The following is a 25,480-nucleotide window of genomic DNA, read 5'->3' on the forward strand; positions in this document are numbered from 1 at the left end:
CCGAGCACTTTCGAGTGCTTTAGGAAACTAACAAAAATAGGAAAGAAATCGTTAAGGGCGTATGGCGGATGCCTAGGCTTTCAGAGGCGAGGAAGGACGTGGTAAGCTGCGAAAAGCTGCGGGGATTGGCACACACGAGTTGATCCGCAGATGTCCGAATGGGGCAACCCGGCTGGTTGAAGACCAGTCACACCGCAAGGTGAGCAAACCCGGAGAACTGAAACATCTAAGTACCCGGAGGAAAAGAAATCGAAGAGATTCCGTAAGTAGTGGCGAGCGAAAGCGGATTAGCCCAAAAGCTTTTATATGTTTAATAGAACGTTTTGGAAAGAACGGCCATAGAGGGTGATAGCCCCGTATATGAAAGGCATACATAAGTGATAAATGAGTAGGGCGGGACACGTGAAATCCTGTCTGAATATGGGGGGACCATCCTCCAAGGCTAAATACTCCTGAAAGACCGATAGTGAACAAGTACTGTGAAGGAAAGGTGAAAAGCACTTCGAATAGAAGGGTGAAAGAGAACCTGAAACCGTACGCCTACAAGCGGTCGGAGCCCACAAGTTGGGTGACGGCGTGCCTTTTGCATAATGAGCCTACGAGTTAATTTTACTAGCGAGGTTAAGTAATTAAGTTACGGAGCCGAAGCGAAAGCGAGTCTGAATAGGGCGAATAGTTAGTAGGATTAGACGCGAAACCTTGTGATCTACCCATGGGCAGGTTGAAGCTTTGGTAACACAAAGTGGAGGACCGAACCGGTTGACGTTGAAAAGTCTTCGGATGACCTGTGGGTAGGGGTGAAAGGCCAATCAAACTGGGAGATAGCTCGTACTCCCCGAAATGCATTTAGGTGCAGCGTTGCGTTAGTTTATTAGAGGTAGAGCTACTGATTGGATGCGGGGGTTTCATCGCCTACCAATTCCTGACAAACTCCGAATGCTAATAAATGATGCGCAGCAGTGAGGGCATGGGTGCTAAGGTCCATGTCCGAGAGGGAAAGAACCCAGACCAACAGCTAAGGTCCCTAAATATATGCTAAGTTGAAACAACGCGGTTGGACTGCATTGACAGCTAGGATGTTGGCTTGGAAGCAGCCATTCATTTAAAGAGTGCGTAACAGCTCACTAGTCGAGCGGTCCGGCATGGATAATAATCGGGCATAAGCATATTACCGAAGCTATGGCAGTATTTATACTGGGTAGGGGAGCATTCTATCGGCGCAGAAGCAGTATCGCGAGGTATTGTGGAGCTTATAGAAAAGAAAATGTAGGCATAAGTAACGATAAAGGGGGCGAGAAACCCCCTCACCGAAAGACTAAGGTTTCCTCAGCCATGCTAATCAGCTGAGGGTTAGTCGGGGCCTAACGCGAACCCGAAAGGGGTAGTGGATGGACATTAGGTTAATATTCCTAAACTTGCTCTCGTTAAAAGGGGACGGTTCACTGTAGTTGCTGAAGACTGACGGAATAGTCAAGGCCTAGCCTTCGGGCGAAGCTGCTGTAATGAAGGTGGATCCAAGAAAAGCCGAAGAGAAGCAACCCGTACCAAAACCGACACAGGTAGTCGAGGAGAGAATCCTAAGGTGCTCGAGTGAGTCGTGGCTAAGGAACTAGGCAAAATAGTCTCGTAACTTCGGAAGAAGAGACGCCCCGAGCAATCGGGGCCGCAGTGAAGAGGCCCAGGCGACTGTTTATCAAAAACACAGGACTCTGCTAAATCGAAAGATGCTGTATAGGGTCTGACACCTGCCCGGTGCTGGAAGGTTAAGGAAGGCGCTTAGCGTAAGCGAAGGCGTTGACTGAAGCCCCAGTAAACGGCGGCCGTAACTATAACGGTCCTAAGGTAGCGAAATTCCTTGTCGGGTAAGTTCCGACCTGCACGAATGGTGTAACGATCTGGGCACTGTCTCAGCCACGAGCTCGGTGAAATTGTAGTATCGGTGAAGATGCCGATTACCCGCAATGGGACGAAAAGACCCTGTGAACCTTTACTATAACTTCGTATTGACTTTGAGTAAGCAATGTGTAGGATAGGTGGGAGGCTTTGAAGCCGGTACGCCAGTATCGGTGGAGCCGACGTTGAAATACCACCCTTTGCTTACTTGGAGCCTAACTTCTTTAGGAAGGACACTGCGTGGTGGGTAGTTTGACTGGGGTGGTCGCCTCCAAAAGAGTAACGGAGGCTTTCAAAGGTACCCTCAGCACGCTTGGTAACCGTGCGTAGAGTGTAATGGCATAAGGGTGCTTGACTGTGAGACCTACAAGTCGATCAGGTGCGAAAGCAGGACATAGTGATCCGGTGGTTCCGCATGGAAGGGCCATCGCTCATAGGATAAAAGGTACTCCGGGGATAACAGGCTAGTCTCCCCCAAGAGCTCACATCGACGGGGAGGTTCGGCACCTCGATGTCGGCTCGTCACATCCTGGGGCTGGAGAAGGTCCCAAGGGTTGGGCTGTTCGCCCATTAAAGTGGCACGCGAGCTGGGTTCAGAACGTCGTGAGACAGTTCGGTCTCTATCTATTGCGGGCGTTAGATGTTTGAGAGGGCTTGAATCTAGTACGAGAGGACCGATTTGAACAAACCTCTGGTGTATCTGTTGTGCCGCCAGGCGCACCGCAGAGTAGCTATGTTTGGTAAGGATAAGCACTGAAAGCATATAAGTGCGAAACCTGCCTCAAGATGAGACATCTTTTAAGGGTCGTTGGAGATGACGACGTTGATAGGCTACAGGTGTAAAGCTGGTAACAGCATAGCCGAGTAGTACTAATTACCCGTAGATTTATAGCCTATTGGTCCGGCACTCGGAAGTGCAACTCAAGGTTTTTTCTTTGTGAGCGTTTTTATCGATAAATATTGTACGAAGTACAATGTACAATGTACAAAGTATTGATGGTGCATCATAACAAGAATGTACATTATACATTTTACATAGTACAGCAATACAATATTTAGGGTGGTTTTAGCAGAGGGGCTCACCTGTTCCCATTCCGAACACAGAAGTTAAGCCCTCTAGCGCCGATGGTACTGCTAACGCGGGAGAGTAGGTCGCCGCCAGTTTTTTTTAAAATCCTTCATTCGAAAGAGTGAAGGATTTTTTTTGTTTTATACCTGGGGCTTAAAGGAGCCCGAAAGGTTAGGTGGTGTTCGATAAAGTAGTGCGAAGGAAGCCTGAATATGCCTTTGCCGGTCATCCTATTCATCATTCATCATTTATTGCTCTACCGGGTCCCGGCCGCCCTTATAGCCCCGATGGAAGCGGCATCCTTTTGTGATGAGCAGGGCGAAGAGCAAAAGATACAGCGAACAGCGGGGGGGGAAAGAAATGAGCATGGGCTTCCCGAAATGCTCCCTATTTAAAAGCGGGTTATAACGCCAAGTGTATTTTGGTGTTCCGGAATCGAGCGGTTCACTGAAGTAGAGGCCGTTTGAGAGCTGGAAGGGTATTAATCTAAATTGCACCCAAAAAATCCCGCTCAGTTTTTTAGCGGGGCACGTTTTTGTCTTTTAATTTACACCTGAATTATTCCTAAGTTGAACTTTTCTGTTATCGGCGAATGATTGGCTGCTTCGATCCCCATTGAAATCCATTTTCTGGTATCTTCAGGATTAATGATGGCATCGGTCCATAATCTGGCGGCGGCATAAGTTGCTTCCGTTTGTTTTTGATATTTTCTAGATATAGTATCGAGAATCTCGTTGTGTTCTTCCTCAGTAATCTCTTTGCCCTGCTTTTTAAGTGTGGACTCCTGGATCTGTGCCAAAACTTTAGCAGCCTGCGCGCCGCCCATCACTGCAAGGTCTGCCCACGGCCACGCGACAATTAATCTCGGATCATAAGCTTTACCGCACATAGCGTAATTTCCGGCGCCGTAAGAATTCCCGGTGATTACGGTAAATTTAGGTACGACCGAGTTTGAGACTGCGTTAACCATTTTCGCTCCGTCCTTTATAATTCCGCCATGTTCTGATTTTGAACCCACCATAAAACCGGTGACGTCCTGTAAAAATAACAGCGGGATTTTACGCTGGTTGCAATTGGCAATAAATCGCGTTGCCTTGTCAGCTGAATCAGAATAAATCACCCCGCCGAACTGCATTTCACCTTTGCCGCTTTTTACGAGCTTCCTTTGGTTGGCCACTATTCCTACCGCCCAGCCATCAATTCTTGCAGTGGCACAAATGATTGTTTTACCATAATCCGGTTTATATTCTTCAAATTCTGATTGATCTACCAGACATCTGATGATATCATAAGTATCATACTGATCAGCCCGGGATGCGGGGATAATTCCAAAAATATCGGACGGGCTTTTCTTTGGCGGATAACTTTCGGTACGGTCGAAGCCGGCTTTGTCAAAATCGCCAACCGTTTTCATGATGTTTTTAATCCGGTCCAGTGCATCTTTGTCATCAGCAGCTTTATAATCCGTAACACCAGAAATCTCGCAATGCGTCGTTGCGCCTCCCAATGTTTCGTTATCTATATTTTCACCGATGGCGGCTTTTACCAGGTAACTTCCAGCCAAGAAAATGGAACCTGTGCCATCCACAATCATCGCCTCATCGCTCATGATTGGTAAATACGCACCACCGGCAACGCAGCTCCCCATCACCGCTGAAATCTGGATTATCCCCATTGAACTCATCTTCGCATTATTACGGAAAATACGTCCAAAGTGCTCCTTATCAGGGAATATTTCGTCCTGCATAGGAAGGTAAACGCCGGCTGAATCTACAAGGTAAATGATTGGCAAGCGGTTCTCCATCGCGATTTCCTGTGCGCGAAGGTTTTTCTTTCCGGTTATCGGGAACCAGGCTCCGGCTTTTACGGAGGCATCATTTGCAACGACGATGCACTGTTTTCCTGATACATAACCCATCACCACAACAACGCCACCGCTTGGGCAGCCGCCGTGCTCCTGGTACATTTCGTAACCTGCAAAAGCACCTATTTCAATAGATTCTGAATTTTTATCGAGAAGATATTCAATTCTTTCACGGGCAGTCATTTTACCTTCATCACGAAGTTTCTGAAGCCGTTTTTCACCACCACCTTTTTTGATTTCGGCCAAAAGGCGGTTGATTTCTGCAAGTTTAAGTTTGTTTTGGTCTTCTCTTTTATTAAATTCTAAATCCATGTTTCTTCTTAAAATTTCCTTTAAAGATAATACTTTTAGGGAAATTGGAAAGGATTAAAAGCCTAACGGGGAAGTTTTTGAGATAAAAAAATCCTGAAGAAGTTTCACGATTCAATGTTTTATAATTTGAGTAATTTTTTGCGTGTTGTCGCTCAGGGTATACCTCATAAGATATTTGCCAGGTTTGAGCTTTTCAAGATTCAGTTCCCCTGAATTCATATTGACATTGATGGTGGCGACTTGCATTCCTAAAATAGAGTAAAAAGTGACTGATTTTATTTTCAAGGCGGCATCTTTTGCTTTTACAATTAAAAAATCACGCGCAGGATTTGGGTAAGCAACCAACACACCGTCGTCAGCTTTTTGGGCCGTCGGGTAAGATTCCTTCGTGGTCTGTGCCTTCACTGTTGAAATGCTGAAGAAAATTCCGAAAAAGAATAGAAAAAATAAAAATTTATTCATTCAAATTTATATGGGGTTACTGCTACTACTACAAATGTATGACAAATCGCATGAAATAACAATTCAATTTATCAGTAAATTTGCAACCAAATATAATACCAATTTTAAGATTATCATGATAATATATTCCAGAAACAGAAGGTTAAGAACAAACGCCTCCATCAGAAGCCTGGTGCAGGAAACTGTACTCACTGTAAATGATTTTGTAATGCCGGTTTTCGTAATGGAAGGTGAAAATAAAGAGGAACCAATTCCATCGATGCCGGGGATTTACAGAAGATCTGTTGACCTGACGGTAAAGGAGTGTAAGGAGCTCTTTTCATTGGGTGTAAAAGCTGTTAACCTGTATATGAAAGTTTCAGGAAACCTGAAAGACAACACCGGTAAAGAAGCATGGAATAAAAACGGACTGATGCAGAATACCATCAAGGCGATCAAAGATGCAGTTCCGGAAATGGTTGTAATGCCTGATGTTGCTTTGGATCCGTATTCAATTTACGGTCATGACGGGATCATTACCAACGGAAAAGTAGACAACGATGCCACGAATGAAGCATTGGTGAAAATGTCTGTTTCCCACGCAGAAGCAGGTGCGGATATCGTAGCGCCCAGCGATATGATGGACGGCCGCGTTGCTGCAATAAGAACGGGACTTGAAGAAAGTGGTTTTACGGATGTTGGAATTTTAAGTTATGCCGCCAAGTATGCCAGTTCATTTTACGGGCCGTTCAGAAGTGCTTTAGACAGTGCTCCGAAAGAAAATGTGGACATTCCGAAAGATAAAAAAACATATCAGATGGATTTTCACAATGCCCGTGAAGCAATGGATGAAGTGATGAAAGATGTGGCAGAAGGTGCGGATATCATCATGATCAAACCGGGACTGCCGTATTTGGATATCGTTTCGCAGGTTCGGGCGCAGATCGATCTGCCAATTGCAGTATACAACGTGAGCGGTGAATACGCCATGCTGAAGGCCGCGGCCCAAAACGGTTGGCTAGATAACGATAAAGCCATCATCGAGAGTTTGACCTGCATTAAAAGGGCGGGCGCTGATATGATCTTTACTTACGCTGCAAAAGAAGCGGCAATGCTTTTAAATAACTAATGTAGGATACTAAATATTAATGAAAGTAACTGTCTCAAATGCTGTAGGGTAATAAGGGTCTGAAAGAAAACCTCTCTCCGTCAGGAGGTCGGGACAAAAACGCAAAAAAAGCCGTTTTCACCACTTGTGAAACGGTTTTTTTGTTGAAAATTTAATTTGATTAATGGTTAAAACCAGCTTTTTTTATTTTTAATATAAGTTTTATCAAACTGCTGATCGCTCATTGTAAGGTAAATAATGCCCTCGATAAAAGGAACTATAGACGCAATACCACAAGTAAGGATGTTGAGCACAATTTGTATGATGCCTTCATTGATATAGCCCAGGAAAAACTTATTCGCACCAAATCCGCCGAGAAAAATTCCAAGCAATGCAGCTGCAATCTTCTTTTCGCTTCGGTACACGTAGTTTGGCTTATTGTCTTCAGGATTCGTATAGCCGTAAGTTTCCATTTATATTGATTTTTATTATCAGTCGCTGCGAAAAATTAAATGTTACACTTTATCAATCAATTAATTATATATGATTTATGCTTTCTCTGCTGAGCCTTGCCGCTTGCATCAAAATAATTATCTTTGCATTCTATGATCTTAAGAGGCGAAAATTTAATTAAAGAATACGGACCGAAAAAAGTAGTAAAAGGCGTTTCTGTAGAAGTTTCCCAAGGCGAAATTGTCGGTTTGCTTGGCCCAAACGGAGCAGGTAAAACCACTACATTTTATATGATTGTTGGTTTGGTAAAGCCTACTTCCGGAAAAATCTATCTTAATGATCAGAACATAACCGGCGATGCGATGTACCGCCGTGCACAGAAAGGAATCGGATATTTAGCGCAGGAAGCTTCAGTATTCAGAAAACTTTCGGTTGAGGAGAACATTATGGGCGTTCTGCAGCTTACCAACCTTTCCAGGAAAGCACAACGTATGAAATGTGATGAACTGATCGAAGAATTCTCTCTGGAGCATGTTCGCAGCAACAGAGGTGATCTGCTTTCCGGTGGTGAAAGGCGCCGGACGGAAATTGCGCGCTGTCTGGCCACGAGCCCAAATTTTATTCTTCTTGATGAACCTTTCGCAGGTGTGGACCCGATTGCGGTAGAGGATATTCAGAAAATTGTGCGAAGCCTCACCCAGAAAAATATCGGAATTCTAATCACCGACCACAACGTGCAGCAAACCCTCGCCATCACTCACAAAACTTATATCATGTTTGAGGGAAGAATCCTGAAAGAAGGTCTTCCTGAAGATTTGGCTAATGATCCGCAGGTTCGTGAAGCTTATCTTGGTGAAAATTTTGTGTATCAAAGCATTGATGATAAGCCGAAGAAAAAAACGTCGGCATACAACATTTGGGCAGGAAATTTTGACAACCGTGCACAGTTTCAGGCTTTTGTGGATGAGAATTTCGCCGGACAGGACAATCTTCGCCTGTTCAGCGGTTTCGAAGATATCAGTTTTGCATCGCTTGCCAATTCTGAAATCGAGAATATTTTCAAAAATGTTGTGGACAAAAACGCCAATAATTCGTTCCTCTTCCAAAAAGTCAATCTCGGAGCTGCCAACACAAAAGAACAGGCAGCAGCTCTGGCAAAGCAACTTTCAAAGCCTGAACTTCACTACCTCACAACCTACGTTTTCGAAGGCTAAATCTTTAATTTCATTGTAAATTATCGGGAAAATTTTGTAAGAATTTTCCTTATAATCGCGTGTATTTTGCATTGAAGAATTTTAATTCAAATCTTTACACAATAATGAAAATACATAATTATCTCCTTTTTGCTTTCATTTTTTCGCTTCTCCATTTCTGCTCGAAGAAAACCGAAAATACAGATTTTACAGAGAATACTGAACAAACAAAGGATTCCGCCAGCTACGAAAGAGGTTTGGTAAATGACGGTGAAATTCTGGACGTTAATTTTGATCCCACACTGATCGGGGCTTTCAGCACACAGACTGAAAAGAAACTAGATTTGGATTCTATCGGATATTTTTTCAATGAGTTTAAAGAATTTGCACCTTACAAAAACGAAATCAGCCAGTTTTATAAAAACAGAAGCAGTGCTTATGCGTGGTTTGATAAAGATGGGCTTTCTGAACAGGCGGATCACCTGGCAGTAAGATTGATGAATCTGGAAAAAGACGGCAAAAAGCTCGATTTGCCTTATCACAAACGTTTCCATAGTATGATGGACAACGAAATCGCAAAAGAAGACGAGGAAAAAGTGGAGTTAATGCTCACTTCACAATATATCGCATACAGTAAACGGACTTTTGAAGGTAAGGCCGATGAACTTGCAAAAAGTGCAGACTGGCTGAAAGCTGCCGGGAAATATGATGCCGTGGAAATGATGAGCAGCGCAGTTCAAAACGGTGGAAAGATTTTCACAGATGAACCGACCCACAGGCATTTCACCTCTTTAAAAGAAAAGATATTGGATTTTCACAATAAAGGTCTCGATACCGTAACTTATCAGTTTCCTGCAGGAACTTATAAAATGGGCGACAGCTCGGCCGTAATCTCCAAAATCCGGGAGCGGTTATTTCTTTTAGGAGATTTAAAAACTAATGAACCTTCGGGTGAATTTGATAAAGAGATGCTTTCTGCCGTGCATCATTTTCAGTACAGGCATTCGCTGGATTCATCGGGCGTTATTGGGAAATCTTTCCTCGAATCATTAAATGTTCCGGGGCGCGACCGCCTCGAGAGAATGTTGGTCAACCTGGAACGTATGCGCTGGATCAGCCCTGAAGATGATGAATATCTGATGGTAAACATTCCGGAATACAAGCTTTTCGCATACAATTCGCAGGATTATCTATGGGATATGGATGTGATTGTGGGAACCTCAAACCGGAGAACCGTCGCCTTCAGTGATAAAATGTCGTATATAGATTTCAGCCCGTACTGGAACATTCCGCCGGGAATCTTGAAACGCAAAATTATTCCCGCGATGAACCGCAGCTCAAGCTACCTTGCGAGAAACGGCATGGAAAAAGTTGGCAAGCTTACCAGGGATATTCCTCTGATCCGGCAGAAGCCCGGCCCGAAAAATCCGCTCGGGAAGGCCAAGTTTATGTTTCCCAATACCTATAACATCTACCTGCACGATACCAACGAAAAATATTTGTTTAAAAGTAAAAACAAAGCACAAAGTTCAGGTTGCGTAAGAGTTGCCGATCCGCTGAAGCTTGCAAAATTCGTCTTGAAAGACAATAAAGATATCACCGACAGCATTATTGTTGAAAAAATGAATGAAGGAAAAGAAAACCGCGTTGTCCTTGCCAAGAAAATGCCGGTTTACCTTACATATTACACAACTTGGGTTGATCATAACGGAAACCTTATGTTCAGCAATGATATATATAAGCGGGACCGTAAACTGAAAGCTATGCTGATGAAAAATATTGTTGAACCTGTTGTGAAATCCCCAGAAAATAAAGACAAAGCAAGATCCGGTAAAATTTAAAAAAATTAACTTGCAAGCCGGAAATTTTCCGCCGTTTTCCATATGGCAAAACCTTTTCACAGAACAGTCACACTGTTGGGTATTTACCGACAGATTATGCCGTTTATCAAGCCTTATAAATGGATGATTTTCGGTACTTTGGCACTCACATTTATCGGTGCTTTAATGGCGCAGGTTAATCCATTGGTGCTGAAATATTCAGTTGATGAAGTGGAAAAACTTATTAAGCTCCCGGATCCTATGCGCGAAGGAATACATGTGTTAGCGCTGATTTCAGGGATTTTAATTGGTAAAGAACTTTTGAATATTTTCATCAATTTCGGACAAAAATTCTATGGTGAAAAAATAAGGATTAACACCAGTTCCGTCCTGGCACAAACCGCAATTGATAAAATTCTAACGTATAAAGTTGCCTATTTTTCGGATGAAAACCATCAGTCCGGGAAACTGCAGACCAGAATAGACCGCGGAATTGAAAGCTTGACCCGGCTCGTCCAGAATTTCTTCATCGACATCCTGCCACTGTTTTCAAATGCAATCATTGCATTGGTGGTGATGTATATGCAGAATGTTTATGTAGGCCTGGTTTCCACAGTTGTCGTGCCGATTTACTTTTGGGTAAGCTCGCTTCAGGCTAAAAAATTGAGCGGAGTTCGCAGAACCTTAAGAAATCAGCGGGAGCAGAAAACATCCGGGCTTCTGAATCTCATCAACTCCATTATGGTGATCAAGAGTTTTGTGCGGGAAAATTTTGAAGGCAAAAAGCAGTACGACCTTCAGATGCAGCTTATGGAAAGCCAGTTGTACACGCGCAAAACCAATTTCTATTACGACGGTTTGAAGACTTTTATCGAGCAGTTTGGTGTGGTGTTAGTCATTTTGCTTACAGTTTATCTCGTTCTCAATCAGCAGATGACCATTGGTGCGATTATGCTTCACATCATGCTTTTTAATAATGTTTCGGCGCCGATTCGCCAGCTTCACCGCATTTATGATGATATGAACGATGCGATGATCTACGCCGAAGGTTATTTTGATATCCTGAATGCCGACAGCGAAAAAGAGCCAAACGGAACGGTAAAACGTGAGATCAAAGGAAATTTTGAGCTTCAGAATGTAGATTTTACTTATCCCAACGGTACAAAAGCACTACAAGATGTCACGATGAAGATCGAAAGCGGAAAAACCACCGCTTTGGTCGGGTTGAGCGGCGCCGGAAAATCTACGGTCATCAATCTTTTATGTAAGTTCTACCTTCCGGATTCCGGGAAAATTCTCTTAGATGGCATTGATTTAAATGATTATGACAATGAATCTTTGCGTGGTGATATCGGGCTGGTGCTGCAGAAAAACCACATCTTCCAGGGCAGTATCGAAGACAATATCCGCTACGGAAATATGGATGCTTCTTTTGACGAAATTCTCGAAGCCGCAAAGAAAGCATATCTGCACAGCCAAATCATTGAATTGCCGGAACAGTATAAACACGATGCAACCCAGCTTTCGGGCGGACAACAGCAGCGCATTGCCATTGCCCGATTATTTCTTAAAAATCCACCAATCATTTTCCTGGATGAGCCTACGGCAAGTCTGGATGCCATTGCGACAGAACAGATTAAAAATTCTCTGGACGCGATTAAAGAAGGCCGGACTGTGATTATGATTTCGCATTCGCTTTCCCAAATTCTGGATTCTGATAAAATTTATGTGATGGAAAAAGGAAAAGTGACCGAGAGTGGAACGCATGATCAGCTGATTGAAAGACACGGAACTTACCGGAAAATTTTTGATGCCTCCGCACGAAGTTTAAATCTGGATAAATTAGTAAATTCGTATCGCGAAAATTAATTTTTTGCTAATTTTTATGAAAAAAATAACCCTCGGTATTCTTCTGCTCCTTGCAGTGTCGTCCTGCCAAAAAATTGAGGAAACTGTGAATACCACCGTTGAAACTGCAAAACAGAAAGCCCAGCAAAAAGCGACAGAAGCAGTTCAGGAAACTGTAAACGAGCAGCTCAATAAAATTGTAAATGCTGAAAATATCGCTTTCGACAGTATCTTCCCACAGCAAAATGCTGCATTGGTTGAAAATGAAACCGGTAAAAAAGTTGCTTTTCCAAACGGGCGGCCGTTTTATGTTTTCAAGTATAAAACTACCGATAAAGATGCACTCCTGAAATCTTTGGTTGAACAGAATACAACGGATGAGGCCAAATCATCAAAGGAATTTCAGAAAACGGATGGCGCTTCAATCATAGAGAAAATTACCTTTTTTGAAAAATTTCTTCCCGCAAACACCATAGATTTTAGTTTTCTGAATGAAATTAAAAACGACAGAAGCATCGAGTATTACCGCGTGAAGCGCTTCCCTAATTTCAGCACGATCATATATAACCCTAAAAATCAAATGGTTTACCAGTTTGTGGAAGTGAAGAAATAGCATTACTATGAAAAATCAAACCAATTCAGATAAAGTTTTCAACGAAATACTGAAGCCGTCCGACTTTGAATTCAACCAGACCGTTGCCGGCGTTTTCGATGATATGGTGAGCCGTTCTGTGCCGTTCTACCACGAAATGCAGCGTATGACCGCAGAAATTGCAGCCACTCATGCCAAAGAAAATACGAAGGTTTACGATTTGGGCTGTTCCACAGGTACCACGATGCTGATGATGGATAAGATGGTTACTGAGGGAATTCCTTTTGTCGGCATCGATGAATCCGAAGAAATGATCGCAAAATGCCGTGAAAAACTCTCGAATTTCAGTATGCGCCGCGAAGTTGAGCTGATGGCGGCAGACCTGGCAGCTCACTTCAAAATTGATAACGCCTCGGTAGTGACCATGGTTTTGGTGCTGCAGTTTATCCGTCCACTGCAAAGGCTGAATATTGTTAAAAATATTTTCGAAGGACTGAATAAAGACGGCGTTTTCATTCTCATCGAAAAGATCCTTACCGAAGAAAAATCTTTCAACAGGGAATATATCGACTATTATTACGATTTTAAGCGCCGCAACGAATACAGCGAACTCGAGATTTCACAAAAAAGAGAAGCGCTGGAAAATGTGCTGATTCCCTACAAGACGAGTGAGAACATCAATTTGCTGAGAGAAGCGGGATTCAAGGAAGTTGAGGTGTTTTTCAGATGGTACAATTTCACAGGTATAATTGCAAAAAATCTAAATGATACAGATCGGTAACTTTTTTTTCAAATACAGAAATTTTCTTTTTATAATCCTTTATCTGCTGCTTTTCATTCCGTCGCCGCCGATTTTTGGCGAGAAGACTTTTGGACGGAATTATTATCTGTATCCGATTATTTTGGGACTGTTGGTTACAGTAACCGGACAGATTATCCGCGGAATGACTATCGGCCTCGCTTACATTGTGCGGGGCGGGAGAGATAAAAAAGTTTATGCAGACCAGCTGGTGACCGAAGGCATCTTTACACACGTAAGAAATCCGCTGTATGTTGGTAACATTCTTATGCTTTTAGGTGTTGGAATCCTGGCCAATTCACTGATTTATGTTGCAGTGATCATGCCGGTATTCCTGTTCATTTATCAGGCGATTGTTTTGGCTGAAGAAAATTTCCTGCGTGGCAAATTCGGAGCGTCATTCGACGAATATACCCAAAAAGTACACCGCTGGATACCAAACTTGTCGGGTATTGGCAAAACTTTTTCTGCCATGAGTTTTAAATGGAAAAGATGGCTGATTAAGGAATACAACACGCAGTTTGTATGGCTGTCGGGCATTGCATTGATTCTTCTGTTTAAATATCCACAGCTTACCGATGGGGATGATCGCCTGCGCAATACTTCTGCTGCCATTGCTGTAGCTGTATTTTTGGCATATTACCTTTTTGTGAGGTATATGAAGAAAAGTAAAAAATGGACCGAGTAAATTCATTAAAATGAAAATCTATACCAAAACCGGCGACAAAGGGGAAACCGCACTTTACGGCGGAACGAGAGTTTCCAAAGCATCTGCCAGAGTAGAATCTTACGGAACCATCGATGAGCTGAACGCGTTCATTGGCTCTGCAAAGAGTGAAATTTCTGATGAAAAAGTTCTTTCACAGCTAAAAAAAATTCAGTTTGACCTGTTCACTGTGGGTTCAGAATCGGCAACGCCTGCGGATAAAATGTTTCTGGCAAACGGAAACCCACGCTTACCTTTAACCATTTCTGAAAAAGAAATTGAGGAACTTGAGCTTTGGATGGATGATTTTGATAAAGATTTAGAACCTTTACAGTTTTTCATCCTTCCCGGCGGCGGAAAAGCGGCGACATCGCTTCACGTAGCAAGAACGGTCTGCAGAAGGGCAGAGCGTGCTTTGGTTTTCCTGAATGAAACTGAAGAGGTGCGCCCGGAACTGATAAAATACCTGAACCGCTTATCCGATTATCTGTTTATTTTGGCGAGATACGTTTCAAAACTTAATGACGAAGTGGAGGAATACTGGAATCCCAATAACAGGTAACATTATAAGCTGTGGAAAATAAAAAAGCCCTTCTTTTCATAAACGGTGACGCGCCAAAAAAGCTTCCTGTAACGGAGAGTTATGATATTATCGCCTGTTCTGATGGTGCTTTTCATTATTTAAAATCAATGAATTTTCCGCTCCATAAACTGGATTTTATTTCCGGGGATTTCGATTCGCATTCAGGTGCAGATGAATCTCTTTATGCAGAAAAATTCATCCACACTCCTGATCAGGATAAAACCGACTTCGGGAAATCGCTTGAAATTCTTGTTGAAGAAGGGGCCAAATCCGTTGACGTTTTTGGCGGAAGCGGTGCCGAAATGGATCATTTTCTTGGAAATTTAACAGTGGCTTATTCTTTTAAGGATAAAATTGAAATCACATTTTTTGATGAGTTCTCAACCTATTATTTTATTCCGAACGATTTCGTTTTAAAGGATGTGAAGGATAAATTGATCTCGCTTTACCCTTTTCCAGTGGCGGAAAATGTTGTAACCAACGGCTTAAACTGGCCTTTAAATTCTGAAATCCTTAAAATTACTGACAGGATCGGGACCCGCAATTTTGCTGTGGATGATGAGATCCGTATCAGTTATCAAAGCGGAGACCTCTTAATCTTTGTTGGAGGAAATTATCTTTAAAAATCACCGGTAAAATTAATTATATCGTTTCTAATTCAGTATTTTTGCAGTTCACGATTTAATATTTTGATGCGCTGATGAAAATTAAATACAAAGAACTTATTGACCAGACCTTGTATTTCCCAACAGAGGAATTCAATGTGGCAGAAAATAATCTTTTATTTCATGATATCCCTTTAATGGAGGTTATCGAACAGTTTGGAACCCCTCTAAAAATAAGTTACCTTCCAAAAATTTCACAAAATATTCAGCGTGCAAAAGGTTGGTTCAGGGAAGCTTTTGAAAAGCACGAGTATACCAAAAGTTACCGTTATTGCTACTGCACGAAATCCAGTCACTTCAATTTTGTGATTGAGGAAGCACTGAAAAACGATATTTCCATCGAAACGTCTTCGGCTTACGATATGGACATCGTGAAATCGCTTTACGACAAAGGAAAGGTTGATAAAAATATCGAGGTGATCTGCAACGGTTTTAAAACCGATGACTATCTGCAGAAAATTTCTGAGATGATAAACAGCGGCTTCGAGAATATCACACCAATTCTTGATAATTACCGCGAACTCGACAAACTAACCGAAAGCATTGATGCTACCTTCAACATCGGAATCCGAATTGCGTCCGAAGAGGAACCAAAATTTGAATTCTACACCTCCAGGTTAGGCATTGGTTATAAAGACATTATTCCGTATTACTCCCAAAAAATCGCAGAACATCCGAACGCCAGGCTTAAAATGCTGCACTTCTTCATCAATACCGGAATTAAGGATACGGCGTATTACTGGAACGAACTTTATAAGTGTCTCCGGGTTTATGCCAGGTTGAAAAAAATAGCGCCGGAAGTAGATTCGCTTAATATTGGCGGAGGTTTCCCGATAAAAACATCACTTAATTTTGATTACGATTACCAGTATATGGTGGAGGAAATCGTGTTCCAGATCAAAAAGTTCTGTGAGGAAGAGGGTGTGGAAGAGCCAAATATTTATACTGAATTTGGAAGTTTCACGGTGGGTGAGAGCGGTGCAAACCTTTATAAGATCATCTCACAAAAGCGCCAGAACGACAGGGAAAAATGGAATATGATCGATTCATCTTTCATGACAACTTTACCCGATACCTGGGCTATTTCGCGTCATTTTATTATGCTTCCGCTTAACCGTTGGGACGATACTTACGAAAGGGTTTTCCTTGGAGGCTTAACCTGCGATTCTGACGATTATTACAATTCGGAGCAGCACACCAACGCGATTTATCTTCCCGTTTTCAGTGATACTAAACCTTTATATATTGGATTTTTCCATACGGGAGCCTATCAGGAAACTATTGGCGGTTACGGCGGTGTTCATCACTGTCTGATGCCGCAGCCAAGGCATATTCTGATTCAGAAAGATGAGGAAGGCAACTTCCAGTACGAGATCTTCCGCGAAAAACAGGAGCCTGAAGATGTGCTGAAATTACTTGGATACTAAACTCAATAAAAAATATAAATAGGAACGGGCTTTAGCCCGTTTTTTTTAATCTAATTTAATAGGGCTTCAGCCAAAACTTATTGTTGTACTGGTGTTATTAAAAGTATTTCCCCACTTTTTCTACCCGCAATTCCTCAAAATCGTAAACCACAATATCCGCAGTTTCATAATGCTGAAGCACAGAATGCTCGCTCACAAATGCAGCGCAGAAAATTCCCGCAGCGTTGGCGGCTTTTATTCCGTTGGTGGAATCTTCGATAACCATGCAGTGATCCTTTGGTTCACCGCTCATTTCTGCTGCCAGTTCAAAAATTTCGGGATGTGGTTTGGATTCTTTTAGATCAGCCCCGCTTATTTTTGCAATAAAGTATTTTTCGAGGTCAAATTTCTCAAAAACCCAGTTAATCGTGTTCATATGAGCCGAAGAAGCGAGCACGAGTTTAATTCTGTTTTCGTGATAATGCAGAATGAGGTCTTTTACACCGGGAATCAAATCAAAATCCGGATCCGTGTCAAAATAGTGCTTGAAATAATTCCTCTTGATTGCGGCAATGTCTTCCCAGGAAATTTCGAGACCATGTCTTTCAATCAGTCTTTCGCAGACACTTTTCGTAGATGAACCGGTAAACGTGGAGTAGAATTCATCATCCACTTCAATTCCGAAATCGTCAAACATTTTATAATAAGCTTTGCGGTGTAGTGGTTCGGTATCCACAATCACGCCGTCCATATCGAAAAGTACAGCTTTTAGGGGCATATTTTTTTAATTTGCAAAACTAAAACAACATTGCCAAAGTTCAAAACTTTGGCAATGTCTGGATTATGATTATAATTCCTCGCACGGAAATGCCGGAGAATTAAATTGCAATGGTGCGCTCCACAAAATAGAAGATGCTCAATAAAACAAGAAGCGACAGTACTGCCACTGCGATCTTATAAAAATTCACATTTGCGGAATATCCCGGTGCGATTTGTTGTTTTGAAGGAAAAATCTGGTTTAACCTATTGAAATAAAGCAAACCATCCTTCTCTAAAATGTCTTTTTCTGTCTTTTTCATATTGTTGCTTTTATCAATTTTTACAAATATAGTAAATTTAATTTTAATATGCAAAGAATAAAATTATTTTTGTTTATCTGCTAAGTTTACTGTGATTTTTTAACATTTTTTTTACATGTTCTAAACAAAAATTTTGCAAATTTTATATTATTCTAAAATTCTGGAAAAAATGAACTCGCCGTTCTGTATCAGTGTCATTTTATTTTCAGCCGGTAAAAATATCATTTTAAGGTTAGCCTGGTCGAACTTGAAGGTTTGTTTTTCTACAAATTCAAGCGGGAATGCCGGCTGACCGTCGCCCTGAGCGAAAAGTCCGCCGTTTCGTACAAAAACTTTTATTCCCAGCGGTATTTGAGTAGAAGTATATTTCCCTTCAAATGTTTTTAAATCTGCCTCAGAAAGTTTCTGATTGTTTACAACAGGAAGTTTTACCTCCAATCCGTAAAGCAGGCTCAAAATATCAAAGGCGAAATTATTAGCTCCCATCCTGTCTGCATTCAGCGAGTATGATACGGCGAGCTGATCTTCTTCATTGTAAATCATCAGTGACTTTGTGCCGTACGTCCCGCCGCTGTGGCCGTAAAACGTTTTGTTGTAAAAAGGTACTCTTGCAATACCTAATCCGAATTGATGATTTTTCTTTGGTTTAATTGATTCCAATGTATTTAAAGATAGAAATTTCCCCGAGAACAGCTGGCTGATGAACTTATTCAGATCACCCGGATCAGCAGCAATATCGCCAACACCAACCACATTTCTGAAATCAAAATCCTTAACCGGAATCCAGCCATTGGCATAAGAGAATCCTCTGAAAACGTTCACTGGTTTAGAACTTATAGTAAAAGTTTTGGTTAAACCCGCCGGTTTCAGAATCATTCGGCTGAGGTTTTCCGCGAAAGTTTGTCCGGTAGTTTTTTCGAGGATTTTAGTCAGCAAATAGTAACCGGTGTTAGAATATTCGGTTGAGGTTCCCGGCTCAAATATGGCCTTTTGGGAATTTATATAGTTCAGAATTTCTTTTTCTGTGTAATATTCAGTTAGCCATTTCGGTTCGCTCTCGCTGTCAACATAATTGGCAAGCCCTGCCGAGTGATTCAGCATTTGTTTCAGCGTGATTTTGTCCGCATTTGGAACTTCCGGAAAATAGATTGAAAGTTTATTGTTCAGATCGATCTTTTTCCTTTCGGCAAGCTGATGAAGCATAACTGCCGTCATGGTTTTGGTAATGCTGCCTATCTGAAATAAATTGTTTTTAGGATTATATCCAGGGAGGTTATTTTCTCCGAATGTTCTTTGATAAATTTCTTTTCCGCCTTTAAAAATTGAAACTTTACCGGCTTCGACGTTATTTTTCTCTAAGTAGCTAAGATATTCGTCAAGTTTTACGAGGTTTTTTCCATAGTCTGCTGGGAGTTTACCCATCGTTTGTACCGGCTTATCTAAAGGGAAAAATGTAAGAGCGGATTGAAACCCGTTTTGGGAAAACTGCCCCTGGATTTTTGGTTCTGATGAATATGTTCCACTGTATTTAAGGCCAATGAGGGAAGATTCGAAACTCAAAATTCCGTTGCCGAATTCTATTTTCGAAACAGGAATGTCTTTCGCATTTTGCATCGGGCTGTCCAGAGTTGCAGAATATCCTGCAGTATTTTTCTTAACATTTAGAATGAGCGGTAATTTGCTTCCCCGTATCTCCAGTTCCGCTTTCCACGAACCGGTAATGTCTTGGGCGAAAACACTTTGGAATATTGCCAAAAGTGCTATTAAAAAAAGTTTAGTTTTCATTTTTGATTTTTTTTAAATTAATATTTGAGTGATGGTATTCAGAATAAAAATAAATGCGAAAAAAATCGCGATATGTTGCCATTTCTTCGTGTTGGTCGCAGTTTTGAAGCCATTGTACAGCAGAACGATATTGTAGATTAGGAAAGGAAGCAGCAGGAAAGTGAACAGCAGTACAATGATTAAATCCGAACCAATTACGGGAGAATTTTCTGTAGCGAGTTTTGCCACTTGGTGGACTGCTGTTTTATAAACCGGGATTTCGCCGATCAACAGAATAAGAATTGTGGGAAACAGCGATATTAAAATCATATTGACAATATCGATCAGCCTCGTTCTTCTGTTGAAAATTTTACCCAAAATAAAAATTAATACTGTCGAAACAGCGATTACGCCAAATGATAACAGCATTTCTTTTACTACATTTTTCTCATCCAAACTGTCGAAGTGCATGATTCCGTCCAGTTTTGAACCTGAAAAATAAGCAATTAAATTCACGATGATGTAAATCGAAATTCCCACGATGAGCAAAGTTTTCTCATCGAATTTTTCAAACGGATTAAAAATATATTTCCAGTTCATTGTTTTCAGTCTTTAAATTGAATATTTGAATTAATTTTCTGCATCTCATTTTTAAAATCTTGATAGTCTTTTGGCGATATCACAATACTTTTTTTATCCCAGTATATCTCTATTCTTCCCGCGAGCGACGGGGCGGGAGAAGAAATTGCGTTCCATGTTTTCTCAATCATTTTAATTTCGTGAATATTGATTTCTGTGCTGCCAAAAACACTGTTTTGAATAATCAATACATTTTCTTTTATAAAATATTTTATTCCGAATATGAAAATTGAAACAAGAGTTAAGATGGCAATTGCGAACAAAAATCCTTTTATATTTCCTTTTTTTATAGCATCTGCAAGAATGAAGAGAAAAGGCAAACCAACGAGGACCATTACTTCAATCCCATATTTTACTGCAATTTTTTTCATAATTTCTAATCTTTTAATTTTTTTATCTTTTCAATTAAATCATCCATTTTGTTTCTCATCGTCGGATAGGAGAGTTCGGCCTGTTTCGCCATTTCTTTGATGCTGCCACTTGAAAGAAAAAATTCCAGAATAAAATCCTGCTCTTCCCGCAAAAGTTTCAGGTAAAGCGGTAGGTCGTAATTTCCATTGACTTCAGTTTGGCAATGGTTGCATTTCATCTGGCTCACATTCAGCGAACTTTCGCAACTGGGACAAAATATAGGAAGTTTCATTAAAACTGTTTTTCAAATTAGTAATTCAAATATATATATTGTTACAATAAACTTAAATAAAATTAAAATTATTTTTAATAAAATTAAAGTGAATTTGTTTTGAAACAATAAAAAAAATTTTTTTTGAAGAATCAGTTAGATTTGAAGTGGCATCCAAAATCTTTATCTTTGCGAAACATTCAACTAAAACATTAGACCAAAAAAATATGAAAACCTACGCCGGAATTCCCGAAGAAAATGCCATGCTCGAAAACTCAAAAGTAATGCTCGTTACCGTTCCTTACGACGGAACTTCAACCTGGGGTAAAGGTGCCGACAAAGGCCCGGAACTCTTCCTCGATGCATCCGAAAATATGGAACTTTTCGATATCGAAACCCGCACCGAGCCGTATTTGCACGGCGTTTGGATGGCAGGCGAAGTTTCTGAAAATTCTACACCCGAAGCGATGACCGAAGCGGTGTACAACAAAACCAAAGAACTGATGAAGAACGAAGGGAAACTGTTCACGCTTTTTGGCGGCGAACACTCGGTTTCCATCGGTTCAATCCGTGCGTTCGGTGAAAAATATCCTGATCTGACGGTGCTTCAACTCGATGCGCATACCGATTTGCGACCTGATTTCCACGGCTCAACCTCCAACCATGCCTGTGCAGTTTTTGAAGCTTCACAGAAATTAAATCTCGTTCAGGTAGGAATCCGTTCCTGCGATTTGGAGGAAATGCAGTATGTTCCTGAAGGGCAGTGCTTTTGGGCTCACGAAATTGCAATAAACCCAAACTGGATTGAAGATGTTTTGGCAAAAGTTTCCGGAAATGTGTATATTACCATTGATTTGGATGCCTTCGATCCGTCCTTCGCGCCATCAACCGGAACACCGGAACCCGGCGGGTTACAATGGTATCCAACGCTGCAGCTTCTTAAAAAAGTTTTTGAAAAATGCAACGTCGTAGCTTTCGATATCGTGGAACTGATGGATTCGCCATTCGCCAAACCGACTGCATTTTTAGCCGCGAAACTTTACTACAAAATGTTGGCTTACTACCATCTTTCAAACAATTAAAATTTTTTTTAAATCATAAAAATTGGAACTATTACAGTTCGCCTTTTTTATTGGTGCATTTTAGGTTGGATTGCTCTATTGATATAGATTTTGGCTTTCAATAAAGATAAAATTCACGCTTAGATAAATAAATTAAAGGAGTCTTCTTCATGCTAAGAAAATGAGTTTATTTGACATTGAATTTAATTCTGAGAAGAACCTCCTTCCACAAGACGGAACTGTAAATTACTATGGGAAAGTTTTCACTCCGGAAGAGTCTGATTTTTATTTGAAATATTTGCTTAACGGGATTCCCTGGAAATTTGACGAAGCTGTCATTTTCGGGAAACTGATCGAAACCAAAAGAAAAGTGGCCTGGTTTGGCGATGAAGAATTTGAATACACTTATTCCGGGAGAACAAAACGTGCAGAACAGTGGACGGCCAATCTTCTTCATCTCAAAAAAAGAACAGAAGAACTTACGGGTGAAACCTACAATTCCTGCCTGTTAAATCTGTATCATGACGGTTCCGAAGGAATGGCTTACCACAGCGACGGCGAAAAAGATCTGAAGAAGAACGGCGCAATTGCCTCGCTGACTTTCGGTGCCGAAAGGAAGTTTTCATTCAAACACAAAACCACCAAAGAAAAAGTGGAACTCAATCTGGAACACGGCAGTCTTTTAGTCATGAAAGGCGAAACACAAACTTACTGGCTGCACCGTTTACCGCCAACCAAAAAAGTTTTGCATCCACGGGTAAACCTTACCTTCAGAACTATCGAAAAATGAGTACAAGACTTTATTTTTAAGAAAACTTTATAATTTTTTAAGAACTGCATTCCAACTTTTAATGCTAAATTTGGTTCAAGGATATTTAACATTAAAATAATTTTTTAAACTATGAAAAAATCAATCACAATGGCTGCTTTGGCACTTGCAGTGTCTTTTGGAGCGGTTTCCTGTAAGAAAAAAGTTACTGATGCTGAGCTGCAAACAAAGGCTACAACAGTAGTTACATCAAACCCTAACGCTTCTGTTGAAGTAAAAGACGGTGTAGCACACCTTAGCGGAACTTACGCAACTCAGGCTGACAAAGATGCTGCAATTGCATCTCTAAAAGCAATCCCGGGAGTAAAAGAAGTTATGGACATGGCGACTGTAGCTCCAGCGGTTGAAGTAAATGCGGTTGATCCGGCAGTACTTGCAAAAGTACAGGACGCGGTGAAGGATTTCCCATCCGTAAAAGCGGAAGTTGTAAACGGTGAACTTACCCTTACAGGTAATGTTTCTCCACAACAGGCAAGAAAAATCAAGGAATCGGTTGATGCTTTGAAAATTGGTAAATACACAAACAGTTTAGTAGTAAAATAATAGAAAAATGAGCGCATTACAGGATAAATATTCAAGCGTAGTTTCTGCAGCTCAGTCTGCGGGAATCTCAAATCTGCAGGTTCAGGAGCAGGACGGTGTACTTTATGTTTCAGGTAACGCAGCTTCCACCGCGGCAAAAGATGCCGTATGGAACGCACTGGGCGCTATCGATGCATCGTATTCCGCTACAGATATCAACATCGATGTACAGGTTACAGGGCTTGCTGCAGGTGCAAACCTTACCGTAGCGACAGACGATTCAAACCTGAATATTCGTCAGGAGCCATCTACAGAAGCTGCAATTGTAGGTAAAGCTGCAAAAGGCGAGCTGGTAACATTGGTAGAGCAGTCTTCAGATGAATGGTGGAAAATCAGAACTTCATCAGGTGAAGAAGGTTACGCTTATGCAAGATATTTAAGAGCTTAGTCCTTATACTTTTCACTAAAACAAAACCTCTGGATTTTCCGGAGGTTTTTCATTTGTTCAGTCAGAATTATTAATTATTCCTTCTCAGTTATTCATTATTCAGGGGCCATCCCGTTATAATTTCCCACCCTCTCTGCTCGCAAAATTATAACGGGACCGCGCTTTCCGCTGCAATCTTTTTATTTTCACGAAAATAAAAAGGATTTCCGCTGCAATCGCTTGTCCGGTTTCTCTCCGGCTTAACAAATCTTTAACAAAAAAACTTATATTTGTAAATCTTTCAACAAATATATATGAGTTCAAAATTTCTGAAGATATTTCCGTTGATAACACTCACTATAGCAGTTATTTTACACGGTATCAATTTTATTTCGCCACTTCCTGCAGATTATCTGGTTTTTGGCCACCTGTTACTTATTCTTGGGATGGTAACTTACGCCTTGCGCAGAAAAAGCCTTACCACGTGGATATTAATCAGTATCGTTATCGGTATTATTTTAGGGCGTGATTTTCCTGGCATTGCACTTTCAATGCAGCCATTAAGTCAGGGATTCATCCGTTTAATTAAAACAATCGTTGGGCCTATACTTTTTGCAACGCTTGTTTACGGAATTGCAGGTCATTCAGACCTTAAACAGGTCGGGAGAATGGCGTGGAAATCATTACTTTATTTCTATTCTGCAACAACAATTGCTTTATTCATTGGTCTTGCAGCAATTAATATCTCAAAAGCAGGTGTTGGTATCGATGCGTCAAAAATTCCGCATCAGGAACTTCCTAAAACATCTGCCGTAAAGGAAGCCGACATAAAAGCTTTGGAGCAAATTCCCGAAGCAAATCAATGGTTATTTAAAACAACAGCTTTTTTTAGAGATATTTTTCCGGAGAATATTGTGAAATCTATTTACGAAAATCAGGTACTTCAGATTGTAATTTTCGCAGTGATTTTTGGTATCGGTTTGGCGCAACTTCCCGAGCAGAAGAAAAAACCACTCGTCGATTTTATGGAAAGTCTTGCGGAAACGATGTTCAAGTATACGCATATTATTATGTACTTTGCACCAATTGGTGTAGGTGCTGCCATGGCTTACACCGTTGGACATATGGGAATTGATATATTAAGGTATCTTTTTATGCTTCTCATAACACTTTATGCCGCTCTCATTGCTTTTATACTTTTGGTACTCTTGCCGATTGCTTTGTATATGAAAGTGCCCATCAAAAAATTTATAGAAGCCATTAAAGAACCGGTTTCCATCGCATTTGCAACCACGAGTTCAGATGCGGCACTTCCTGTAGTAATGCAGAATATGGAGCGTTTCGGCGTTCCGAGAAAAGTGGTTTCTTTCGTAGTTCCTACAGGTTATTCTTTCAATCTTGATGGCACTACGCTTTATCTTTCGTTGGCATCGATTTTTGTGGCGCAGGCTGCGGGAATGCATTTGTCATTCGGTCAGCAGCTTCTCATCTGTTTAACTTTGATGATTACGAGTAAAGGTGTAGCCGCAATTCCAAGAGCATCCTTAATTATTCTTATTGCAACCGCAGATCAGTTTGGCTTGCCAACATTCATCATTGCAGCCATTTTAGGAATTGATGAATTGATGGATATGGGTAGAACTTCTGTAAATGTAATCGGGAACTGTCTTGCATCGGTTGTAATTGCAAAATGGGAGGGAGAGTTTGATCAGGAAAAGGCTTTGGCTTTTCAGGCGGAATAACTTATTTATAAAGACATTAAGAAGGACTTTCATAAGGAAGTCC

General features: G+C 41.1%; 23 protein-coding genes, 2 rRNA genes and 1 pseudogene. 17 read left to right on the forward strand and 9 right to left on the reverse strand.

What is annotated here, in order from left to right; translation table 11 throughout:
• Positions 1-41 precede the first annotated feature (41 nt).
• Together CKV81_RS11115 and rrf are read left to right on the forward strand one after the other, a co-directional pair.
• A 23S ribosomal RNA gene (locus tag CKV81_RS11115) occupies positions 42-2,787 on the forward strand.
• A 162-nt stretch (positions 2,788-2,949) separates the two neighbouring features.
• Positions 2,950-3,057, forward strand: a 5S ribosomal RNA gene (rrf, locus tag CKV81_RS11120).
• Between the two features lie 452 nt (positions 3,058-3,509).
• Here the strand turns inward: rrf and CKV81_RS11125 are convergent.
• Together CKV81_RS11125 and CKV81_RS11130 are read right to left on the reverse strand one after the other, a co-directional pair.
• Positions 3,510-5,138, reverse strand: coding sequence for an acyl-CoA carboxylase subunit beta (locus tag CKV81_RS11125; protein WP_095073211.1), 1,629 nt, complete (start codon positions 5,136-5,138; stop codon positions 3,510-3,512).
• A gap of 111 nt (positions 5,139-5,249) precedes the next feature.
• Positions 5,250-5,600 carry a T9SS type A sorting domain-containing protein gene (locus CKV81_RS11130; RefSeq protein ID WP_095073213.1) on the reverse strand — a complete coding sequence of 117 codons (351 nt, stop codon included), beginning with the start codon at positions 5,598-5,600 and terminating at the stop codon, positions 5,250-5,252.
• 115 nt (positions 5,601-5,715) lie between these two features.
• Between CKV81_RS11130 and hemB the strand changes: the two genes are divergently transcribed.
• Positions 5,716-6,708: a porphobilinogen synthase gene (gene hemB, locus CKV81_RS11135; RefSeq protein WP_095074456.1), complete on the forward strand. Its 993-nt coding sequence runs from the start codon at positions 5,716-5,718 to the stop codon at positions 6,706-6,708.
• 167 nt (positions 6,709-6,875) lie between these two features.
• Here hemB and CKV81_RS11140 read toward each other — a convergent pair whose 3' ends face one another.
• Positions 6,876-7,160, reverse strand: a complete 285-nt coding sequence (locus tag CKV81_RS11140) for a TM2 domain-containing protein (protein WP_095073215.1) — start codon at positions 7,158-7,160, stop codon at positions 6,876-6,878.
• Between the two features lie 132 nt (positions 7,161-7,292).
• Here CKV81_RS11140 and lptB point away from each other — a divergent pair.
• The 9 genes and pseudogenes from lptB to CKV81_RS11185 all read left to right on the forward strand — a co-directional run.
• Positions 7,293-8,018: pseudogene (gene lptB / locus CKV81_RS11145) on the forward strand (LPS export ABC transporter ATP-binding protein); the annotation flags it as partial.
• Between the two features lie 440 nt (positions 8,019-8,458).
• On the forward strand, positions 8,459-10,174 hold the full coding sequence (locus CKV81_RS11150) for a L,D-transpeptidase family protein (RefSeq protein WP_095073220.1): 1,716 nt from the start codon (positions 8,459-8,461) through the stop codon (positions 10,172-10,174).
• A 123-nt stretch (positions 10,175-10,297) separates the two neighbouring features.
• Complete coding sequence (locus CKV81_RS11155) at positions 10,298-12,022, forward strand: ABC transporter ATP-binding protein (RefSeq protein ID WP_095074461.1); 1,725 nt, start codon at positions 10,298-10,300, stop codon at positions 12,020-12,022.
• A 16-nt stretch (positions 12,023-12,038) separates the two neighbouring features.
• Positions 12,039-12,614, forward strand: coding sequence for a membrane lipoprotein lipid attachment site-containing protein (locus tag CKV81_RS11160; RefSeq protein WP_095073222.1), 576 nt, complete (start codon positions 12,039-12,041; stop codon positions 12,612-12,614).
• Positions 12,615-12,621: 7 nt separating this feature from the next.
• On the forward strand, positions 12,622-13,374 hold the full coding sequence (gene cmoA / locus CKV81_RS11165) for a carboxy-S-adenosyl-L-methionine synthase CmoA (RefSeq protein WP_095073226.1): 753 nt from the start codon (positions 12,622-12,624) through the stop codon (positions 13,372-13,374).
• On the forward strand, positions 13,358-14,080 hold the full coding sequence (locus CKV81_RS11170) for a methyltransferase family protein (protein ID WP_095073229.1): 723 nt from the start codon (positions 13,358-13,360) through the stop codon (positions 14,078-14,080). The genes cmoA and CKV81_RS11170 overlap by 17 nt, the downstream gene beginning before the upstream one ends.
• Before the next feature lie 10 nt (positions 14,081-14,090).
• Positions 14,091-14,660: a cob(I)yrinic acid a,c-diamide adenosyltransferase gene (locus CKV81_RS11175; RefSeq protein WP_095073233.1), complete on the forward strand. Its 570-nt coding sequence runs from the start codon at positions 14,091-14,093 to the stop codon at positions 14,658-14,660.
• A gap of 11 nt (positions 14,661-14,671) precedes the next feature.
• Positions 14,672-15,304 carry a thiamine diphosphokinase gene (locus tag CKV81_RS11180; protein ID WP_095073235.1) on the forward strand — a complete coding sequence of 211 codons (633 nt, stop codon included), beginning with the start codon at positions 14,672-14,674 and terminating at the stop codon, positions 15,302-15,304.
• 77 nt (positions 15,305-15,381) lie between these two features.
• Positions 15,382-16,773: a type III PLP-dependent enzyme domain-containing protein gene (locus CKV81_RS11185; protein ID WP_095073239.1), complete on the forward strand. Its 1,392-nt coding sequence runs from the start codon at positions 15,382-15,384 to the stop codon at positions 16,771-16,773.
• Between the two features lie 97 nt (positions 16,774-16,870).
• On the opposite strand, the gene CKV81_RS11190 is transcribed toward CKV81_RS11185, so the two are convergent.
• The 6 genes from CKV81_RS11190 to CKV81_RS11215 all read right to left on the reverse strand — a co-directional run bounded on the left by CKV81_RS11190 (position 16,871) and on the right by CKV81_RS11215 (position 20,877).
• On the reverse strand, positions 16,871-17,530 hold the full coding sequence (locus CKV81_RS11190) for an HAD family hydrolase (protein WP_095073244.1): 660 nt from the start codon (positions 17,528-17,530) through the stop codon (positions 16,871-16,873).
• Positions 17,531-17,630: 100 nt separating this feature from the next.
• Entirely contained in the window at positions 17,631-17,831 is a 201-nt protein-coding gene (locus tag CKV81_RS11195; RefSeq protein WP_095073247.1) for a hypothetical protein, read from the reverse strand.
• 147 nt (positions 17,832-17,978) lie between these two features.
• Positions 17,979-19,616 (reverse strand): serine hydrolase domain-containing protein, encoded by a 1,638-nt coding sequence (locus CKV81_RS11200; protein ID WP_095073249.1) that lies wholly within the window; start codon positions 19,614-19,616, stop codon positions 17,979-17,981.
• A gap of 12 nt (positions 19,617-19,628) precedes the next feature.
• Positions 19,629-20,195, reverse strand: coding sequence for a YIP1 family protein (locus CKV81_RS11205; protein ID WP_095073253.1), 567 nt, complete (start codon positions 20,193-20,195; stop codon positions 19,629-19,631).
• A 5-nt stretch (positions 20,196-20,200) separates the two neighbouring features.
• Positions 20,201-20,605 (reverse strand): PH domain-containing protein, encoded by a 405-nt coding sequence (locus CKV81_RS11210; protein WP_095073256.1) that lies wholly within the window; start codon positions 20,603-20,605, stop codon positions 20,201-20,203.
• 5 nt (positions 20,606-20,610) lie between these two features.
• The gene (locus CKV81_RS11215; protein WP_095073259.1) at positions 20,611-20,877 is read right to left on the reverse strand and encodes a DUF2089 family protein; all 267 of its coding nucleotides are present in this window, start codon (positions 20,875-20,877) and stop codon (positions 20,611-20,613) included.
• Between the two features lie 206 nt (positions 20,878-21,083).
• Here CKV81_RS11215 and speB point away from each other — a divergent pair, with 206 nt between their 5' ends.
• The 5 genes from speB (at position 21,084) to CKV81_RS11245 (ending at position 25,437) form a co-directional block, all read left to right on the forward strand.
• The gene (speB, locus tag CKV81_RS11220; RefSeq protein ID WP_095074464.1) at positions 21,084-21,938 is read left to right on the forward strand and encodes an agmatinase; all 855 of its coding nucleotides are present in this window, start codon (positions 21,084-21,086) and stop codon (positions 21,936-21,938) included.
• A gap of 160 nt (positions 21,939-22,098) precedes the next feature.
• The gene (locus CKV81_RS11225) at positions 22,099-22,707 is read left to right on the forward strand and encodes an alpha-ketoglutarate-dependent dioxygenase AlkB family protein (RefSeq protein WP_095073269.1); all 609 of its coding nucleotides are present in this window, start codon (positions 22,099-22,101) and stop codon (positions 22,705-22,707) included.
• Between the two features lie 111 nt (positions 22,708-22,818).
• Positions 22,819-23,289, forward strand: coding sequence for a BON domain-containing protein (locus tag CKV81_RS11230; protein WP_095073271.1), 471 nt, complete (start codon positions 22,819-22,821; stop codon positions 23,287-23,289).
• Between the two features lie 7 nt (positions 23,290-23,296).
• Positions 23,297-23,716 carry an SH3 domain-containing protein gene (locus tag CKV81_RS11235; protein ID WP_095073273.1) on the forward strand — a complete coding sequence of 140 codons (420 nt, stop codon included), beginning with the start codon at positions 23,297-23,299 and terminating at the stop codon, positions 23,714-23,716.
• Between the two features lie 293 nt (positions 23,717-24,009).
• Entirely contained in the window at positions 24,010-25,437 is a 1,428-nt protein-coding gene (locus tag CKV81_RS11245; RefSeq protein ID WP_095073278.1) for a dicarboxylate/amino acid:cation symporter, read from the forward strand.
• Positions 25,438-25,480 lie beyond the last annotated feature (43 nt).

Source organism: Chryseobacterium taklimakanense, from assembly GCF_900187185.1.
GTDB classification, from domain to species: Bacteria; Bacteroidota; Bacteroidia; order Flavobacteriales; family Weeksellaceae; genus Planobacterium; species Planobacterium taklimakanense.

Bases quoted from the DNA above. Each gene is read 5' to 3' on its own strand.
- CKV81_RS11205 (WP_095073253.1), bottom strand. From the start codon at position 20,195: ATGAACTGGAAATATATTTTTAATCCGTTTGAAAAATTCGATGAGAAA.
- CKV81_RS11175 (WP_095073233.1), top strand. From the start codon at position 14,091: ATGAAAATCTATACCAAAACCGGCGACAAAGGGGAAACCGCACTTTAC.
- CKV81_RS11150 (WP_095073220.1), top strand. From the start codon at position 8,459: ATGAAAATACATAATTATCTCCTTTTTGCTTTCATTTTTTCGCTTCTC.
- CKV81_RS11235 (WP_095073273.1), top strand. From the start codon at position 23,297: ATGAGCGCATTACAGGATAAATATTCAAGCGTAGTTTCTGCAGCTCAG.
- CKV81_RS11230 (WP_095073271.1), top strand. From the start codon at position 22,819: ATGAAAAAATCAATCACAATGGCTGCTTTGGCACTTGCAGTGTCTTTT.
- CKV81_RS11210 (WP_095073256.1), bottom strand. From the start codon at position 20,605: ATGAAAAAAATTGCAGTAAAATATGGGATTGAAGTAATGGTCCTCGTT.
- cmoA (WP_095073226.1), top strand. From the start codon at position 12,622: ATGAAAAATCAAACCAATTCAGATAAAGTTTTCAACGAAATACTGAAG.
- CKV81_RS11125 (WP_095073211.1), bottom strand. From the start codon at position 5,138: ATGGATTTAGAATTTAATAAAAGAGAAGACCAAAACAAACTTAAACTT.
- speB (WP_095074464.1), top strand. From the start codon at position 21,084: ATGAAAACCTACGCCGGAATTCCCGAAGAAAATGCCATGCTCGAAAAC.
- CKV81_RS11200 (WP_095073249.1), bottom strand. From the start codon at position 19,616: ATGAAAACTAAACTTTTTTTAATAGCACTTTTGGCAATATTCCAAAGT.
- CKV81_RS11190 (WP_095073244.1), bottom strand. From the start codon at position 17,530: ATGCCCCTAAAAGCTGTACTTTTCGATATGGACGGCGTGATTGTGGAT.
- hemB (WP_095074456.1), top strand. From the start codon at position 5,716: ATGATAATATATTCCAGAAACAGAAGGTTAAGAACAAACGCCTCCATC.
- CKV81_RS11195 (WP_095073247.1), bottom strand. From the start codon at position 17,831: ATGAAAAAGACAGAAAAAGACATTTTAGAGAAGGATGGTTTGCTTTAT.
- CKV81_RS11185 (WP_095073239.1), top strand. From the start codon at position 15,382: ATGAAAATTAAATACAAAGAACTTATTGACCAGACCTTGTATTTCCCA.
- CKV81_RS11215 (WP_095073259.1), bottom strand. From the start codon at position 20,877: ATGAAACTTCCTATATTTTGTCCCAGTTGCGAAAGTTCGCTGAATGTG.
- CKV81_RS11170 (WP_095073229.1), top strand. From the start codon at position 13,358: ATGATACAGATCGGTAACTTTTTTTTCAAATACAGAAATTTTCTTTTT.
- CKV81_RS11245 (WP_095073278.1), top strand. From the start codon at position 24,010: ATGAGTTCAAAATTTCTGAAGATATTTCCGTTGATAACACTCACTATA.
- CKV81_RS11225 (WP_095073269.1), top strand. From the start codon at position 22,099: ATGAGTTTATTTGACATTGAATTTAATTCTGAGAAGAACCTCCTTCCA.
- CKV81_RS11130 (WP_095073213.1), bottom strand. From the start codon at position 5,600: ATGAATAAATTTTTATTTTTTCTATTCTTTTTCGGAATTTTCTTCAGC.
- CKV81_RS11140 (WP_095073215.1), bottom strand. From the start codon at position 7,160: ATGGAAACTTACGGCTATACGAATCCTGAAGACAATAAGCCAAACTAC.
- CKV81_RS11155 (WP_095074461.1), top strand. From the start codon at position 10,298: ATGATTTTCGGTACTTTGGCACTCACATTTATCGGTGCTTTAATGGCG.
- CKV81_RS11160 (WP_095073222.1), top strand. From the start codon at position 12,039: ATGAAAAAAATAACCCTCGGTATTCTTCTGCTCCTTGCAGTGTCGTCC.